This is a genomic window from Mesorhizobium sp. M7A.F.Ca.MR.176.00.0.0, from assembly GCF_004023165.1.
In the GTDB taxonomy this organism is placed as follows: Bacteria; Pseudomonadota; Alphaproteobacteria; order Rhizobiales; family Rhizobiaceae; genus Mesorhizobium.
Map to the genome: position 1 here is coordinate 1 of NZ_RZTC01000136.1, position 15,040 is coordinate 15,040.

The 15,040-nt window shown below is 60.6% G+C and carries 17 protein-coding genes and 1 pseudogene; 6 read left to right on the top strand and 12 right to left on the bottom strand.

What is annotated here, in order from left to right:
- The 9 genes from EOB59_RS29940 to EOB59_RS29980 all read right to left on the bottom strand — a co-directional run.
- Positions 1–1,206: phage tail tape measure protein (locus EOB59_RS29940; protein WP_128289888.1), on the bottom strand; the 1,206-nt coding region annotated here is incomplete at its 3' end.
- Between the two features lie 61 nt (positions 1,207–1,267).
- Positions 1,268–1,612 carry a hypothetical protein gene (locus EOB59_RS29945; protein WP_128289889.1) on the bottom strand — a complete coding sequence of 115 codons (345 nt, stop codon included), beginning with the start codon at positions 1,610–1,612 and terminating at the stop codon, positions 1,268–1,270.
- A gap of 4 nt (positions 1,613–1,616) precedes the next feature.
- Entirely contained in the window at positions 1,617–2,249 is a 633-nt protein-coding gene (locus tag EOB59_RS29950; RefSeq protein ID WP_128289890.1) for a hypothetical protein, read from the bottom strand.
- A 407-nt stretch (positions 2,250–2,656) separates the two neighbouring features.
- A complete protein-coding gene (locus EOB59_RS29955; RefSeq protein WP_128289891.1) occupies positions 2,657–3,736 on the bottom strand; it encodes a hypothetical protein in 1,080 nt (359 codons plus the stop codon).
- Positions 3,737–3,839: 103 nt separating this feature from the next.
- The gene (locus EOB59_RS29960) at positions 3,840–4,121 is read right to left on the bottom strand and encodes a hypothetical protein (RefSeq protein ID WP_128289892.1); all 282 of its coding nucleotides are present in this window, start codon (positions 4,119–4,121) and stop codon (positions 3,840–3,842) included.
- A 189-nt stretch (positions 4,122–4,310) separates the two neighbouring features.
- Positions 4,311–4,898: a hypothetical protein gene (locus EOB59_RS29965; RefSeq protein ID WP_128289893.1), complete on the bottom strand. Its 588-nt coding sequence runs from the start codon at positions 4,896–4,898 to the stop codon at positions 4,311–4,313.
- Positions 4,891–5,247 (bottom strand): hypothetical protein, encoded by a 357-nt coding sequence (locus tag EOB59_RS29970; RefSeq protein ID WP_128289894.1) that lies wholly within the window; start codon positions 5,245–5,247, stop codon positions 4,891–4,893. The genes EOB59_RS29965 and EOB59_RS29970 overlap by 8 nt, the downstream gene beginning before the upstream one ends.
- The gene (locus EOB59_RS29975) at positions 5,247–5,426 is read right to left on the bottom strand and encodes a hypothetical protein (RefSeq protein ID WP_128289895.1); all 180 of its coding nucleotides are present in this window, start codon (positions 5,424–5,426) and stop codon (positions 5,247–5,249) included. The genes EOB59_RS29970 and EOB59_RS29975 overlap by 1 nt, the downstream gene beginning before the upstream one ends.
- Positions 5,427–5,615: a helix-turn-helix domain-containing protein gene (locus EOB59_RS29980; protein WP_245486819.1), complete on the bottom strand. Its 189-nt coding sequence runs from the start codon at positions 5,613–5,615 to the stop codon at positions 5,427–5,429. It abuts the gene before it with no gap.
- A 116-nt stretch (positions 5,616–5,731) separates the two neighbouring features.
- Here EOB59_RS29980 and EOB59_RS29985 point away from each other — a divergent pair, with 116 nt between their 5' ends.
- Together EOB59_RS29985 and EOB59_RS29990 are read left to right on the top strand one after the other, a co-directional pair.
- Positions 5,732–6,439: a hypothetical protein gene (locus EOB59_RS29985; RefSeq protein WP_128289897.1), complete on the top strand. Its 708-nt coding sequence runs from the start codon at positions 5,732–5,734 to the stop codon at positions 6,437–6,439.
- The gene (locus tag EOB59_RS29990; RefSeq protein ID WP_128289898.1) at positions 6,349–7,584 is read left to right on the top strand and encodes a site-specific integrase; all 1,236 of its coding nucleotides are present in this window, start codon (positions 6,349–6,351) and stop codon (positions 7,582–7,584) included. Before EOB59_RS29985 ends, EOB59_RS29990 begins: the two co-directional genes overlap by 91 nt.
- 335 nt (positions 7,585–7,919) lie before the next feature.
- Here the strand turns inward: EOB59_RS29990 and EOB59_RS36850 are convergent, their stop codons facing one another.
- Complete coding sequence (locus EOB59_RS36850) at positions 7,920–8,162, bottom strand: hypothetical protein (protein WP_127810728.1); 243 nt, start codon at positions 8,160–8,162, stop codon at positions 7,920–7,922.
- Between the two features lie 735 nt (positions 8,163–8,897).
- Between EOB59_RS36850 and EOB59_RS30005 the strand changes: the two genes are divergently transcribed.
- A complete protein-coding gene (locus tag EOB59_RS30005; protein ID WP_128289901.1) occupies positions 8,898–9,548 on the top strand; it encodes a hypothetical protein in 651 nt (216 codons plus the stop codon).
- A gap of 106 nt (positions 9,549–9,654) precedes the next feature.
- Positions 9,655–11,333: pseudogene (locus EOB59_RS30010) on the top strand (hypothetical protein).
- A gap of 110 nt (positions 11,334–11,443) precedes the next feature.
- Here EOB59_RS30010 and EOB59_RS30015 read toward each other — a convergent pair.
- Complete coding sequence (locus EOB59_RS30015) at positions 11,444–11,650, bottom strand: hypothetical protein (protein WP_164873861.1); 207 nt, start codon at positions 11,648–11,650, stop codon at positions 11,444–11,446.
- A 277-nt stretch (positions 11,651–11,927) separates the two neighbouring features.
- Here EOB59_RS30015 and EOB59_RS30020 point away from each other — a divergent pair, with 277 nt between their 5' ends.
- Positions 11,928–12,902, top strand: a complete 975-nt coding sequence (locus tag EOB59_RS30020) for a L,D-transpeptidase (protein WP_348639549.1) — start codon at positions 11,928–11,930, stop codon at positions 12,900–12,902.
- Between the two features lie 64 nt (positions 12,903–12,966).
- Here EOB59_RS30020 and EOB59_RS30025 read toward each other — a convergent pair whose 3' ends face one another.
- Positions 12,967–13,653 (bottom strand): D-lyxose/D-mannose family sugar isomerase, encoded by a 687-nt coding sequence (locus tag EOB59_RS30025; protein WP_127395494.1) that lies wholly within the window; start codon positions 13,651–13,653, stop codon positions 12,967–12,969.
- 189 nt (positions 13,654–13,842) lie between these two features.
- Between EOB59_RS30025 and EOB59_RS30030 the strand changes: the two genes are divergently transcribed.
- Positions 13,843–14,901: a D-TA family PLP-dependent enzyme gene (locus EOB59_RS30030; RefSeq protein ID WP_164895793.1), complete on the top strand. Its 1,059-nt coding sequence runs from the start codon at positions 13,843–13,845 to the stop codon at positions 14,899–14,901.
- Positions 14,902–15,040: the final 139 nt, after the last annotated feature.

Consider the following 15,040-nt stretch of genomic DNA (forward strand, 5'->3'; position numbering starts at 1 on the left):
AGAGAGCTTGATGACGATGGCGGTTGCGAAGTCGAGGAAGCCGGAATCGCCTATCGCGATGCCAAGGTTGCCAAGCGATTCGACCAGTTTGTTCAGCTCACCGTTGAAGCCCTTGACGCGGGTGGCGGCGATGTCTGCCGAGTCCGTATTTTTCAGCTTGACCATCATCTTGTCGACGCCGTCGCCCCCCTGCCGCATCAGGGCGATGGCGGTGCGAAGGGCATCGGTCCCGAAGATGGTGGAAACAGCGTCGTTCAGGTCTTCCTGCGACAGCTTGCCGAGCTTGTCCTGAAGTTCCTGGGCAATCTCGGACATCGACTTCATCTTGCCGGATGCGTCAAAGAATTTGAGCCCCAGTTTCTCCATCATCGCCGCAGCCTGCTTGGACTGCGGGACAAGGCGAGTCAGGAAGGTCTTGAATGACGTGCCAGCATCGGAGCCGGATGCAAACGACGATGCGGTCGCGGCCAGTACGGCGTTGAACTGTTCAAATGAAACACCCAACGCGCCGGCTGCGCCACCCGCCTGGCCAATTGCCAGCGCGTAATCTTGGAACGAAAGCTTTGACTGGATGGTCGCGCCGGTGATCTGGTCGACGATTGCCGGAAGCTGCGATGTGCTCAACTTAAACTGGTTGATGACGTCGCCGATCACGCCCGCAGAGGCGGCCAAACCAGTGTCATTGGCAGCGGCCAGATCGACCATCGCCTTGGCGGCACCGGTCATGATGGTCTGAAATTCGATGCCGACCTTAGCCAATTCGGTCATGCCATTAGCGGCTTCGGTGGTCGAAAAGACCGACGCTACGCCAAGTTCCTTGGCCTTCGCCTTCGCGTCATCCAGCGCCTGGCCAGCTATGCCGGCGTTGACGGCGAAATTGTTCATCGCCTTTTCGAAGTCGCCGGAAACCTTCAGGACGCCCGCGCCGACACCGACGATCGGGAGCGTCAACGACGTGGTAAGGGTCCTGCCGACGTCCTGGATCTGCTTGCCGGTCTTCGCGAATTGAACGCCTAGCGCCTTGATCTGCGCCTCGGCCTGTTTCAGCGAACTGAAGAAGCCGGGAGACAATCCCTTGGTGGCGGCAGCGGCGTTTTGGAGATCTTTGAACGCTTTCCGGCCGGCGGCGCCAAACTCTTCTAGCTCGCGCTTAAGTTCTTTCCCGCCGTCGAGCGCAATTCGCTGTTTGATTGTCGTGCCGGCCATGTCTCGGGTCCTTCAAAGGGAAAAAGGCGCGTCATCACGACGAGCCACAATTGGAAATGGTTCAGCCAGGCATCTGCGAATTGAGGCGTTCGATTGCCTTTGCCCATGCATTGGAAATGGCTGTTGGCTTGCCGGGGTCTGAGTCTGTGAACGGCGCAAGCTTCTCGGCTTCCGAGCGTTCGAACTTCGATCGGTCTTCGGCACGGGCCTTCCCTATCGCTGCCTCGTATTGCTTAGGATGACGGTCTGCCAGGTCGTGGTAATTCCGATCCTCGGCTGTGCCGAAGGCAGTGACAAAGCGAGCCTTGAAGAAGAACGACACCATGTCGCCTTCGGTGCGGAAACCGGTGGCGTCGCCTTTGGCCAGCGCGTTTTTCCAGTGCGGTGGATAGTGGTTCGGAATCATGTCTTTACCTCTTGAATGCTGCTGCGTTGTCGCAGGCCGCGCCTGCCTCATTGGCCCATTCGGCGCCGCCGGGGACACCTGCGTCATCGTCAGAGAGCCAAAGCGCGCCAGCCTCGTCGTCGCCATAGGCTTCGAGAAACGCGCGTAGTGTCGGATCATCCGACCATGACAATTCGGGGATTGGCGTGAGCGTGGTCCTGAAGTCCCAAACCCGCGCGGCGTTATTCATCGTGTGCAAACTGCCGCCGGCAATTTCGGTCATCGCCCGCAGGACGACGACAGCCCTTGCTTGGTTGAGTTCATCGGCGCCACAAATCTGCATTGCCTTTCGGGCAAGCTCCGGCCAGTCAGAGCGCATGACGCATAGGAGCGCTTTGACGGCTGGGTCAAAACCGTCTTCGCGCCTTGCTTTCCAGGCAGAAAGGCGCCGCTGGGTTCTGTCTGGCTTTCCGCCATGGCCCGTCGAGATATTGCCGTTGAGGCGCCGCGCCGTGTCCGCTGCTTCACGGTCAATCATTCGTCGACCATCGGAGAGCAGGACCACCGGCAACGAGCCTTTAGAGACTGCCCGCGATATCGTGGACGCGTTGACGCCTATCGTGCGTGCATATTCGGCAAGGGACATCAAAGCGGTCATGGCTTTACTTCTCCGTTGCGTCGAAACGGAGCGCCGGCCCTTACCCTGCAAGGCAGTGGCAGATTTGCATGGTGACCATGCCCATCTTTTGAAACGCTGTATCTAGAGTTGATATGCGCTGCCGCTCGCCCCTCATACGTCAGCCGCCCACGGGGACCCATGAGCATGCCCGGTGCAGACAGGTCAGCCCGGAAGCCAACCTGTCTGCGACACACACCACGGGAAAGGATAACCGCAGCCGTGCCTTTCGTGACGAGCCGGATGGAAACCGCTGTGAAACCATCCGGCTCTATGCGTTCGTCGGACTGACAGGAACGACAAGCGCAATGGGAGGCGAGACCGGGCCGCCAGTTGGTAGCCCGGTCCCTTGTTGCATTGGGTGAAGGATTGCCCACTGCTCTGATCTCTTACTCTGCCGCCGGCCCGACGATGCCGAGCAGTGCGCGGACATCGACAGTATCCCGATGGTCCATGCCAGCCGCAGCGACGAGCGCCACCTCTGCACGTTCGGCATCGAGGATCTCGTCGGCAAGGCTGGTGAGTGTCGCGTTGCGCTGCTCGTCGGTGAGTGCGATCTGGTCATTGCTGGCGGCGTCGATCTCCTTGTCGAGCGCCTTGGCGATTTGGTCGCCGATTGCCCAACAGATCAGGCCGAGAGCATCGGCTGTCTTGCCAGCACCGAGAGCGCCGACGAGTTCCGGCTGTAAGACCTGCATCTTCACCTGTTGCGTGGGCCAGCGAACATCATCACCATGATTGACCACGGTAGTGATGCCGGGCTTGCCCCTTGCTGCGAGGTTAGCAATCTCGGCGCGTATCTTCGCCTTAGCGGCAGAGCTGGGCCATGGTGCGGTCCACGCTGCGGACAGGGCTGCGTTGAGCTTGTCGAGTTCGGCGCGGGCAGCATCGACAGAGGCGAACTTCTTAAGCTTGCCGGTGAACGGTTCGAACGTCAGGCCCGACCATGCGCCGTTCAGATATTCCTCAGTGCGCGTCACCAGCCGGCGGGCAAGTTGCGATCGATGTCCGAGGGCTTCGCGGCGGCTGGTGAGCTTCTCCAGTTCGGCCTTCGCTGCGACCAGCTTGGCGCGGGCATCGATGAGAGCGGGATGGTCTTCACCGACACGGTGCTGGCCGGTCCTCGCTTCTTGGTCAGGGTCGGTCAGGGCGCGCACCCGATTCGCCGCCTTTTGCGATTCCGTCATAGCATCGCGCCACGGCTCGTTTAGATGCCAGTATGCGCTTTGGAGGTCGTCTGCTTCCTCGCGCAAGGCGACCAGGTAGGCGCGGGCTTCTTCAGGCAGCATGTCGACGGTATCAGGCACTTTGCCCATCTGGCGTATCACGCCGGTCTCGGAGGCGTTGACCTTCTCCACGGCCTTTTCCCAGCCGGCGGAAGAACGAGCGGCAAGGACACGGGCACGCCCCTCGCTCATTTCAGGCCGGCGGGCGAGATTGCCGCCGCGATAGGTGTCGTCATAGGCCATGGCTGTTTCCTTGCCGGTGTTGCGTTGTTGAGGCTGAAAGTGCGCCCCGAAACGCGACGGACGAAGAGGCTAAAACGCGACAAACGCGACGAAACGCGACGGTCTATTTGCCCTGCCGAAGCAGCCGCAATTTCGAAACACTGACAAGCCATCGCGTCCCGGCCGGCTTGATGCCGATGCGCTTTTCTCGACAGAGCTTTCGAAGCGTGTCCTTTTCCATGTCGAATTCCTGAGCGACGACGGCGAGGTCGATCAGGTCGTCGGGCATGTTTTCCATAGAATGCTCAGGCGCAGTGTCTTTCTGTAGAGATTCCGCCTTCATGGCGTGGGCCGCAGACAGCGCGCCCTCCAGATGGTGGATGAGGCTTTCGAGGGGATCGATCACGGTCATCCCTCTTCAATCATCCGATCAACGACAATGCTGGCGACCGCCGATTTTGCATCCTCCAGGGAGCAATGAACGGATTTTGCCCGCCATCGACCACCTTTGAAGACTTGGACCTCGTACATCTCTGCGATTCGGGTGGATGGCACTGTGCGGCTGGTTGGCATTCGGCTGGGAAATGGCACTACCTCACCCATGACTTTCACCCCGAGATATAGATGTAGTGGTGGAATCCGCACTAACCCCTGTAGTGGTGGAATCCGCACTAAGGATTTCCTGTTTGTGGTGCACAATCCGCACTGAAAGCTGGCGTTTTCCACCACTGGACTTTTGTTTCTCAGATGCGGCTCTGGCTGCTCGGGCAATCATCTCCGCAGCCTCCATGGTGTCGATCTTCCGCCAGTCATCTGTCGGCTGTGTCTTTTCGGCGTGCCGATAGGTCAACCTAAAGAAATTGGGCCTTCGCCATTCGGCATTGCCGGCTCGGCCTTGCTGAGTGATCTCAACGAAGCCAAGCGCGACCACTTCACGCACCGCAGGCGCGATAGCGTGCCGGTGGATCCCATAGTCCTCGAACTGGTCGAACGTCGTTGGCAGCTTGCCATTGTCGTTGCCACCATGATGTCCGAGTTCGATTTCGAGGCGGTCGAGCACCCGGTGGCCAGATTGTGAGAGCACCCGCCAGGCCGGGGACTCCTGCATCTCGACAAGGCGCCATGAGAACTGGCCGCCGATTTCGGTCTTGCGGCCTTTGCGCGCTATGCCCTTATCAGCCATTGATGGCCTCGCACCGCATGCGCTTGTGCTCTCTGCGATGGTGCAGCCGGCAGAGCCAATCAACATCCATTGGCCTATCGTAATCCGGATGGTGTGCCTCGGCATCGAGCGCTCCGCACACGCGGCACGGCTCCTGGATGACCAAGCCCCTGTTCAGTGCGCTCCTCAGTGCCTGGTGCGCCCATACGGCTTGCGGATTAGCCTGCTTCCAACGCGCTTGCGGCGTGTCCGCTTGCCGTTTGCGGGCGGGCTTGCTAATGTTCCGATCGTCACTTGCCGGGAAGCTTGCTGACATTTCGATACCGGTTCGCGTTTGCAGCGCGGCCGGTTTTTCGTTTTGAAGGGTCATCAGCCAGCCCTCTCCAACCGAAGGGCGTTTGCGAGCCGGATGGCTTCAATGACCTGGATAGTGGTGAGCCCGAAGCGTTCCCGCATTTCTGGGACCGTGGCGCGAATGCGTTGGCCTACGGGCGTGACGAGATATTCCGCTACGGTCTGGACGGCGACATCGGGATTGAGGTCGGTCATTTATGCAGCCTCCGACTTGAGAGACAGCATCCGCTCGAACGCGGCCTTCGGAACCTTCAACAGCTTGCCGATTTTGATGGTTGGAATTTCGCCCCTAGCGGCGGCGTCATAAGAGCCATTGCGGCTAAGGCCGAGCTTGGCGCCCGCCTCCGGCACGGTCATCACGAGAAGTTCTGCATGTACGTTCATGGAGGTCTCCATTGGTTGGTTAGCGACCAATGAAGTAACATCGCGGCCTTGCTGGTGCCATGATGTTGTGATACATAACGATGCATTTGTTAAGACAAATAAGGGGAGACGTATCTTTGGCTGGAAAGCGCGCGCCAGGTGGTGGCCGGAAACCTAGCGGTGAATTCGCCGGCAAGTCTGCCGCGTTCTCTACCCGCATCACTCCTGAACTAAGGTCCGCGCTCGATGCCGAGAGCGAAAGCTCTGGCAAATCCATTTCCCAGATCGTCGAGCGCCGGCTGCGGGAAAGTTACGATGAGCCAAAGCGAATGCAACGCATCCTTGGGGCAGATCACGTGAGGGCGCTTGCGTACCTCGTCGCCCATTTAGCCATGGAGGTGGAGAGGCAGACGCGGCTTGAGTGGCATCAAGATCGCTTCACATTCAACGCCATCGTTTCAGCTATGCACACCGCCATGTCCCTATACCAGGCAGATAAAGGCCCGGAAGCTGTGCCAGTCGCGATCGAGGAACACATCAAGGATGTGGCCGAACGGCTGCAAAAACCGAAATTGCTGGAGATGCTGGAGTACATGCGAAATTCTGAGGAATTCGGCATTTCGGTGGGGCAGCGACTGGCTGACGTGCCAAACGTACCTCCACCGTTGGGCGACTCCTTCGAATATCTGGACGAGATGTACCTCGGGCCTTTCCTTCGGAATGCGCTTCAGAAGGATAAAGGGCCTAACGGCGTTTGGTTGCGCCCAAAGGAGCCGGGATCACGCGAGTTCAAATACACGCCACCGACAGTGCACCCAATCAAGCCAAAGAAGGATGGGAAATAGCAATGGCTAAGGTTCGCAAGCGCACCCTGCCCTCCGGCGAAGTTCGCTGGCTGGCCGACTATTTCGACGCCGGCGGCAATCGCCGCTCCAAGCAGTTCGACAAGCGCAAGGACGCCGACGCCTATCTCGTCAAGGTCCGGCGCGACCTGCAGCTTGGCGTGCACGTCGCTGACAGCGCCTCGATCACGATCGAGGAGGCGGCGAAGTTGTGGCTGGAAAGGTGCGACGCCGAAGGCCTGGAGCGATCGACGCGGGACGCCTACGCGCAACACGTCAACATCCATATCGTGCCGCTGATCGGCGTCAGGAAGCTCTCACAGTTCAATACGCCGCATGTTCACGCCTTCGCCGACGAACTGGCGAAAGATCGATCGCTGGCCATGGTCAAGCGCGTCGTGCGCTCGCTCGGCGCGATATTTGTTGAAGCTAGGCGGCGCGGCTTGGCTGCCACCAATCCGGTGTCGGACGCGAAGGTGAAGACGAATGATCGCCGGAAGTCGAAGCGTCCCGAGATCCCGACCAAGCCCGAGTTGCGCACCATCCTCGCCGCCGCCCAGGGCAAGCACCGCGCCCTGATCGTAACGGCGCTGTTCAGCGGCCTGCGCGCCTCCGAACTGCGCGGCCTAAGATGGAGCGCCGTCGACCTGAAGCGCGGCGTGCTGACCGTAAAAGGCAGAGTAGACGCATGGGGTGATTTCGGGTTGCCGAAGACGTCGGCCGGAGAGCGAGACGTCCCGTTGGCGCCGATGGCGATCAATGCCCTGAAGCAACAGCGTCTATCGGTTGCGAATGGTCCCGATGGTCTGGTCTTCCCTTCCGACGAGGGGACGCCGCTTGATCACCACAACATCCTCGCCCGCGTCTGGACGCCGCTCCTGGTCGGCGCCGGTCTGTCCAAGCTGCACGCCACGAGGCTCGACGCCGACGCGGATCAGTTGAAGATTGCCAAGTACAATTTCCACGCCCTACGGCACGCTGCCGCCAGTCTGTTCATTGAACAGAAGCTGTCGCCGAAGCGCGTTCAGACGATCATGGGGCATAGCTCGATCACGGTGACGTTCGACACCTACGGCCACCTTTTCGAAGACGAGGCCGCAGACCAGACAGCAGTTGCGGAGATAGAGGCCCGCCTCCTGCTGTCGTAGTAAGACTGCAACACGACTGCAACACAAGGCGAAATTTGCTAGGGAAATCAACGGATCAATCTGTCTCTGACTCCGTTAGTCCTGGTTCGAATCCAGGTTCCCCAGCCAGACATTTCTCAAGTATCTACCAGTGCGGAACCTCCCGACGCCGGCCACGTTCGGCTGCATGGCTTTCTTGACCGGGTTTTCATCTGCAGTGGTCGTTCTGTTTATCGTGCTGCTGTTCACCCACGCAGCCCGTGATCTTCAAAGCTCACCTATGTATCATCGGATATATCACCGACTCCGCCGAGGCTTTAGGTCTTCGTTTTGAAGCGCAACGATGGCTGAACGCGTTATCCCGCCGTCTGCGGCCTAACCGGCCCAGCAGTGTTCCACCGGATGAACTCGGCTTTCTTACGGGTGACGTGCCGCAAGGTCTTCAACAACACCTCATGCGGGACACCGGTCTGCCTGTAGTGGTCGTAATACGGCGATATGAATGGCTTAATGATGCTTAGGTGCAGCGCTTCCGCTGCCATTAGAAAGCGATCAATTTCAGCTTGTGATAATTGCTTTGAGGGTTTTGACCTAGTCATTGCGACACCTTTTGAGAGTCGCCACCCGAGGACAATTCCTACAGCACACCGAACCGGGCCGGCGAGCTTCCCGTCATGTCGAGATCGGCTCAGTCCGACGTAACAGGACCCGACTCGACGACTTGCGCCGTGACTGAGGAAAGGATTCCTCGCTTCGCCAGGACAGGCTTTTCATAGTTCTTTTTCATAAATGCTCCTCGCATTTTCCACTCGCCGAAGGTGCTTTGGAGCGATCAAGTTGTCAAGCTGATGCTAAAAAGCCGCCAAAAGGATAGGAAGTTGGCAAACTCGCCGGGCGAAGACCCCAACGCCCTCGGAGCCCGGCGAGCCTACTACCTAATCGGGTACGCGATCAGGACCGGGGTTCACCCAGTAACAGGTCCGGTGCAAGAGCAATGCCAGCAACCCTGTGCTGAAATGGGACGGGCGGCAAATTGACCGTAAACTTGGCCCCAGCGGAATATGGTCCTTTAATTAAATTAGCGTAGACGCATAAAAAGGCTTATAATTCGGACAGCCGGCACTGCCCCCTCCAAGCCGGTTAGGCTCGGCGCCAGTCCCCCTCGATACCCCCCGACGCCGGGCCGCTGCTCCTAAGCCGCTGGTCAGGACGAGCGCGCTAGCGATACGGCGCGTCATCGGTGTCTATGCGACGGAATCATGGAAGGCGAGATTGCCTGGTCGTTGCGTCCGCCTTAGTGAAGCTTCATGAAGGCTCCTCCACAAGGCCGCGTCATGCTCACTGAGAGCCAGTACATTCTCGAACGCATGAGCCAAGGCTGCGTGACGCTCTCCGACGACGCGTTCGTCATCGACAGGCTGGTCAAGTATTTCGGCAATGGGAAGATCCGCTGGCATGTCGAAATCCGTGGGCATCGCATCGAGCTGACGACAGGCCAGCTTAAGAAGCAGCCGACCTTCCGCAGGAAGATACTCGAACAGGCTGGCGTGCTGCCGCCCCAGCGTGCCGGGACCGACTACAGGCGATGGGCACTCGATTTGAGGAAGAATGCCATCGAGCTTCCGTGGCGGGATAGGCCGGTGGACGTCGGCTTCGCCATCGACAGGCTCGCCAGCCACGGCGACGGGCGCTGGACGGTCGAATACCAGGGCAAGGCAATCAAATTCACGACGACCAAACTCCGCAGGCAGGTTAGTTTCCGCAAACGCATGCTGGCCAAGGCCAAGGTGCTGCCGCCCCAGTTGGACCCGGCTGCCTATCGCAAGTGGATGGACTGGATCATTCAAAACGCCACCGAGGCTGACCCGCAGGCCGGCGATGCCTTGGTGACCGAGAAAAGTTGGCTTGACGACCTGCCTGAACTGGCCGGCTGGCAAGACGAAACGCCGGCCAAACGACCAACCGGAGGTGGCGGAAATATCTAAGCAAAGCCGCAATGGCACTCGTTGCCACGCCTACGGATTTCGGCACACATCGATAGTGAGGACTCTGCGACAGGGGTCGCACCCCACAAGATTTGAGTGAGACCCCATGGACCGCTTCGACCTCGGCACCTACCGCCGCCCCATCTCCACTCGCTCCACAGAAACCCAGCGTTGGTTCGACGTTGGCCTCAACTGGTGCTACGGCTTCAACCATGAGGAAGGCATCAAGTGTTTTGAGAAGGCGCTCGAAACAGATCCTGAATGTCCGATGGTGCATTGGGGCATCGCCTATGCCGCCGGACCTTTCTACAATCTGACCTGGAAGGAACATGGCGAGGCCGAGGCCGACAGCGCGACAAGGCGCTGCTTCGAGCATGTCCAGCTGGCGCGGGCCAATGCGGCTTCCGCCAGTGAGATCGAGAAGCGGCTGATCGAGGCGCTGGCCGCCCGCTTTCAGAAGCCGCACCGGGTGAGCCCGGAGGACTTCGAACGGTGGGATGATGCCTATGCCGCCGCGATGCGGCTTGTGTATCGGGACTTTCCCGACGACCATGATGTGATGGCACTGCTGGTCGAAGCGCTGATGATGCGCACGGTGCGGCGGCTGTGGAACCTCAAGACCGGCGCGCCGGCGCCGAATTCCGATGTCGTCGAAGCGCTCGACGTCTGCGAGCGGTCGATCCGGCTTGCCGGTGCGGCCGGCGCAGCACAACATCCGGCGATCGTCCACCTGCACATCCATCTCCTGGAAATGTCCACCATGCCGGAGCGCGGCATCCGGTCGGCGGATTTGCTGGGCGAAATGTGCCCCGATGCCGGGCACATGAACCACATGCCGGGGCACATCTATGTGCTGTGCGGCGAGTATGAGAAAGCAAAACGTGCCAGCGAAAAGGCGGTACGCGCCAACGACCTCTATCTCGCCTATGCCGACGAGCCGACCTACTATTTGCTCGGCTGCTGCCACGATCTGCATCTGATGATGTTCACCTGCATGTTGTCGGGCCAATACCAGCCTGCACTGTGGGCCGCCGATCGAGTGCGCAGCCTGGTCGCGCGCGACGTGGTCGCCATCCAGGGCCGGCCCAAGCTCACGCAGACGGTCGAAGGCTACCATGCGATGAAATCGCATGTGCAAGTGCGCTTCGGCCGCTGGCAGGAGATCATCGACGAGCCTGAAACCGCGGAGCCGGGCCTCTATGTGCTGACGGCGGCCATGCAGCACTACGCCAAGGGTGTGGCGCATGCGACGCTCAGGCAATTTCCTGAAGCCGAGCGCGAGCGCGAAGCGTTCCATCGGCATCTGAAAGGCATTGCGCCCGAGCGGCGCTTCCTCAGCAACCCGGCGCAGGCTTCGCTGGCTGTCGGTGTCGCCCTGCTCGACGGCGAGCTGGCGTACCATCAGGGCCGGCATGACGAGGCCTATGGCCATTTGCGGCAGGCGGTCGAGCTTGACGACAATTTGTCCTACACGAACCGTGGGCCTGGATGCACCCGCCGCGCCATGCGCTGGCGGCGCTGCTTCTCGACCAGGGCCACTCTGCAGAAGCTGAACAGGTCTATCGCGACGATCTCGGCCTGAGCGGCAAGGTGCAGCGCTGCGCCCAGCACCCGAACAATGTCTGGGCACTGCACGGGCTGGTGGAATGCATGAATCGGCGCGGCGAGACTGATGAATTGCCGATATTGCAGACAAGCCTTGCCGCGGCGCTGGCCAGGGCGGATGTGCCGATCACCTCGTCCTGCCTGTGCAGGACGGGCGCGCAGCAAGGCTGCTGTCACTGACGCGAAGTCAGCCTGCCGCCACTGTTGCGGCCGATCGGCTCGCCAAACAAATTGTCGACCGATCATCGTTGGCGGTGGAACCCTCGCCGCCCGGTCGTGTCACCTGCCGATCAGCCCAGGCTCCACGCTTTGTCTCGTATCACGCCTTCCTCGATCAGCACCGAGCAGTCTATCTCATCGTGAAGTTGGGCGTTTGGGTCGGACAAAAGCCAGGAAGCATAGGACCGAAGCTGCTTGAGCCTGGCTGTTTTCTCAAGCCGGGCCTGGCGCTCATCCTCGGCTGCCGGTCTTCTGTCCTTCTGGGCAGGAAATTGCATGCTGGCTCTCCTCGGTCACCGAGCTGCGCTTCGACTTGAAGCCAACACATGCGCTGGCGAGAGTCGCCATCCATCTGGATGATGGCGGACCCTTATCAACAATGCACCCGCGCCACCGCCGGGTGCTCCCTGGTCCGGGTTCGCTGCGGCGCATCGGCACTCGGCAGTCGGACGCAGCCAGGGGAATGGAACCAGATCGGCCGTGCGACGTCATAGAAGCAGGTGCTCATACAGGAGTGTGACCTCCATGATCAGGCTCGTTCTTGCCGCTGCCGCCATGCTCGTCATGGCATGGGATGCAACGGCGGCGGCAAAACTGGACGCGGTCACCGTCAACAACGCCCAATTTGACGGCAGCGAAGCGAAAGGCGTCAGTGCGACCGTTCTGAAGGCGCAAATCCTCCTGGATCGTGCACGCTTCTCGCCAGGCCTGATCGATGGCCGCCAAGCAGAGAACTTCAGCCGGGCAGTCAGTTCGTTTCAAGCGGCCAACGGATTGCCTGCCGACGGCAAGCTTACCCGCGAGACATGGGACAAGCTGGTCGCGAGCTCCTCGCGGCCCGCGCTTGAGACCTACGAGTTGACGCGCAAGGATGTGCAGGGACCGTTCACCAGGCGAATTCCGACGCGCATGGAGAGGATGGCCCGCCTGCCCAGGCTGGCCTACCACAATGCCCTGGAAAAGATGGCGGAGCGCTTCCACAGCAGCGAGGAACTGCTTGAACGCCTCAATCCCGGCATCGGCTTCAGGAGAGCGGGGCAAAAGCTGCTGGTGCCAGCTGTCGCCCGAGGTGATCCGCCGCAAGACATTGGGAACGTCGAGGTCGACAAGAGCGCTCGCCAGGTTCGCGTGCTCGACCCTTCCGGCAAAGTGCTTGCGACGTACCCCGCCTCGATCGGGAGCCAGGAGAAGCCCGCGCCGAGTGGCGAGGCAGAGGTCAAACGCGTGGTGCGCCACCCAACCTATCACTACGATCCCGAGTTTGCCTTCAAGGGGGTGAAGACGAAGCGCCCCTTCACGATCGCTGCCGGGCCAAACAATCCGGTGGGATCGGTCTGGATCAATTTGTCCATCGATAGTTATGGCATTCACGGGACTCCGGACCCAGGCAAGATCGGAAAGACCTTCTCGCATGGTTGCATCAGGCTGACCAACTGGGATGCCGAAGACCTCGCCTCCGAAGTGCAAAGAGGCACAAAGGTCGTCTTCAAAGAAGAAGCGGCAGGATCGGTCGAACAAGGATCGCAGTAGGCAGGCGCCACGGGCTAACTTTCGACCGTGTGACTGGCGTCACCGAAGGCGTAGGGCGGCGCCCCTACCCCAGCCACTTCTCGTAGTCGGACACCAGCAGATGGACCGGGGCAACGTCTTCGTCGATGTTGGAAAAACGGCCGATCGGTTCGCGAAACACATTGTCGGTGAGATCGTCATTGACGGTCGAGACCTCGCCGATCAGCACGTCCTTGCCCTCGGCCCAGAAGGCATGCCAGACGCCGGGAAGCAGCGTGACGCTCTGGCCCGGGTCGAGCTTCAGGAGCCCGCCCGCAGGCAGCCTGTGGATGGTTCCGTCGACCGGCACCGAAACCTCGGCCTTGGGATCGATGCCGCCGTCGCGGTCATGCATGAACAGTTCCAGCACCAGCTTGCCGCCGCCACGGTTGATGATGTCCTCGGCCTTGATGTTGTGGCGGTGCATCGGCGACAGCTGGTCCTTGCGCGAGATCATGATCTTCTCGGCGTAGAGCATGCCCATGCCCTTCTTCATGTCCTCGTAGCGGCCGTTGCGAACGGTGAACAGGAACAGCCCGAGCTCCTTGAACTTCTCCTGGCCGTAATCGGTGATGTCCCAGCCGAGTCGCGAGGTAAACACGGCCGCGGAATCGGCTTGGCGTGCCTTCGCCTCCTGCGGCGACCAATAGGCGAAGGGCGGCATGATGTAGCCGAACGAGCGGATGAAAGCGTCGGCTTCGCGGATAATGTCGTTGATGGCGGAGCGCTTCATGATCATGATCCCTTCGTATCGATTTGTCTGGCAAATCGCATAGCCGAACGTCGATGCTGTGTCGATCCATCTCGCCGTCCAGTCCGGCGTTGCGCAGGGCGTATGGACCACAGATCCGCTTGCCTGGCCGCGTGACATCACGGATTTTCAGGGCCATAAAACCCGCGGTTCCTCATGGGGTGAAAGATGATGCCGACCGTCCAAGATCTCGATACGCCATCCATCCTGATCGACGCCGCGCGCGCGGAAGCCAACATTGCCCGCGCCCAGGCGCATGCCGACAAGAACGGGCTGAAGCTCCGGCCGCATATCAAGACGCACAAATTGCCCTACTGGGCGAAGAAGCAGATAGCGGCCGGCGCCGTCGGCATCACTTGCCAGAAGATCGGCGAGGCCGAGGTGATGGCCGATGCCGGGCTGACCGATATTTTTCTTCCTTACAACATCCTTGGGCGCGCCAAGCTGGAACGGCTTCTGGCGCTGCACGGGCGCGTCACCCTGTCGGTGACAGCGGACAGCATGGAGACGCTCGAAGGACTGGCAACCACCTTCACCGATGCCGGCCATCGTCTGCCGGTGCTGGTCGAATGCGACACCGGCATGGGCCGCTGCGGCGTGCAGACGGCTGATGAAGCGGTCGCGCTGGCAAGACAGATCGACAGAGCCGGTGGCCTCGCCTTCGGAGGACTGATGACCTACCCGGCCGCCGGGCGGGCGGCGGAGGCCGAAGCCTGGCTCGCCGGGGCCAAGCAGGCGCTGGCCGCGTCGGGCCTCGCCTGCGAACGCATCTCCAGCGGCGGCACGCCGGATATGTGGCGCTCCAGCGATACATCTGTTGTCACCGAATATCGTCCAGGCACCTATATCTATCTCGACCGCTATCAAGTCGCCAAAGGCGTCGGCGGCCTCGACGACTGTGCGCTGACGGTGCTGTCGACGGTGGTCAGCCATCCCACAGCTACGCGTGCTATCCTCGATGCCGGGAGCAAGGCGCTGTCCAGCGATACGCTGGGTCTCGCCGATTTCGGCGAGTTGCTCGGCGTGTCGGGAGCACGGGTGACGGGTTTGAGCGAGGAACACGGCACCGTCACGCTTTCGGGCGATGGCAAGCTGCGCATCGGCGAGCGCGTGCGTGTCGTGCCCGACCATTGCTGCGTCGTCACCAATTTGTTCAACGAGGTCAATCTGGTCGACGGCGACAAGGTGCTGGAAACGCTGCCGGTGGCCGCGCGGGGAAGGATGGGGTGAACTAAGAAGCGTCTTGCCTTCTTCCCCTGTGGGAGAAGGTGAATCGGCGCGCAGCGCCGAGACGGATGAGGGGTGTTCCAGCGGAATGAGACGTTGGCGTTCCCTGGAACACCCCTCATCCGTCGCCTTCGGCGACACC

Excerpts from the sequence above, each read along its gene's own strand:
- EOB59_RS29945 (WP_128289889.1), bottom strand. The coding sequence starts at position 1,612 with ATGATTCCGAACCACTATCCACCGCACTGGAAAAACGCGCTGGCCAAA.
- EOB59_RS29950 (WP_128289890.1), bottom strand. The coding sequence starts at position 2,249 with ATGACCGCTTTGATGTCCCTTGCCGAATATGCACGCACGATAGGCGTC.
- EOB59_RS29955 (WP_128289891.1), bottom strand. The coding sequence starts at position 3,736 with ATGGCCTATGACGACACCTATCGCGGCGGCAATCTCGCCCGCCGGCCT.
- EOB59_RS29965 (WP_128289893.1), bottom strand. The coding sequence starts at position 4,898 with ATGGCTGATAAGGGCATAGCGCGCAAAGGCCGCAAGACCGAAATCGGC.
- EOB59_RS29970 (WP_128289894.1), bottom strand. The coding sequence starts at position 5,247 with ATGACCCTTCAAAACGAAAAACCGGCCGCGCTGCAAACGCGAACCGGT.
- EOB59_RS29975 (WP_128289895.1), bottom strand. The coding sequence starts at position 5,426 with ATGACCGACCTCAATCCCGATGTCGCCGTCCAGACCGTAGCGGAATAT.
- EOB59_RS29980 (WP_245486819.1), bottom strand. The coding sequence starts at position 5,615 with ATGAACGTACATGCAGAACTTCTCGTGATGACCGTGCCGGAGGCGGGC.
- EOB59_RS36850 (WP_127810728.1), bottom strand. The coding sequence starts at position 8,162 with ATGACTAGGTCAAAACCCTCAAAGCAATTATCACAAGCTGAAATTGAT.
- EOB59_RS30005 (WP_128289901.1), top strand. The coding sequence starts at position 8,898 with ATGCTCACTGAGAGCCAGTACATTCTCGAACGCATGAGCCAAGGCTGC.
- EOB59_RS30015 (WP_164873861.1), bottom strand. The coding sequence starts at position 11,650 with ATGCAATTTCCTGCCCAGAAGGACAGAAGACCGGCAGCCGAGGATGAG.
- EOB59_RS30020 (WP_348639549.1), top strand. The coding sequence starts at position 11,928 with ATGCTCGTCATGGCATGGGATGCAACGGCGGCGGCAAAACTGGACGCG.
- EOB59_RS30025 (WP_127395494.1), bottom strand. The coding sequence starts at position 13,653 with ATGAAGCGCTCCGCCATCAACGACATTATCCGCGAAGCCGACGCTTTC.
- EOB59_RS30030 (WP_164895793.1), top strand. The coding sequence starts at position 13,843 with ATGCCGACCGTCCAAGATCTCGATACGCCATCCATCCTGATCGACGCC.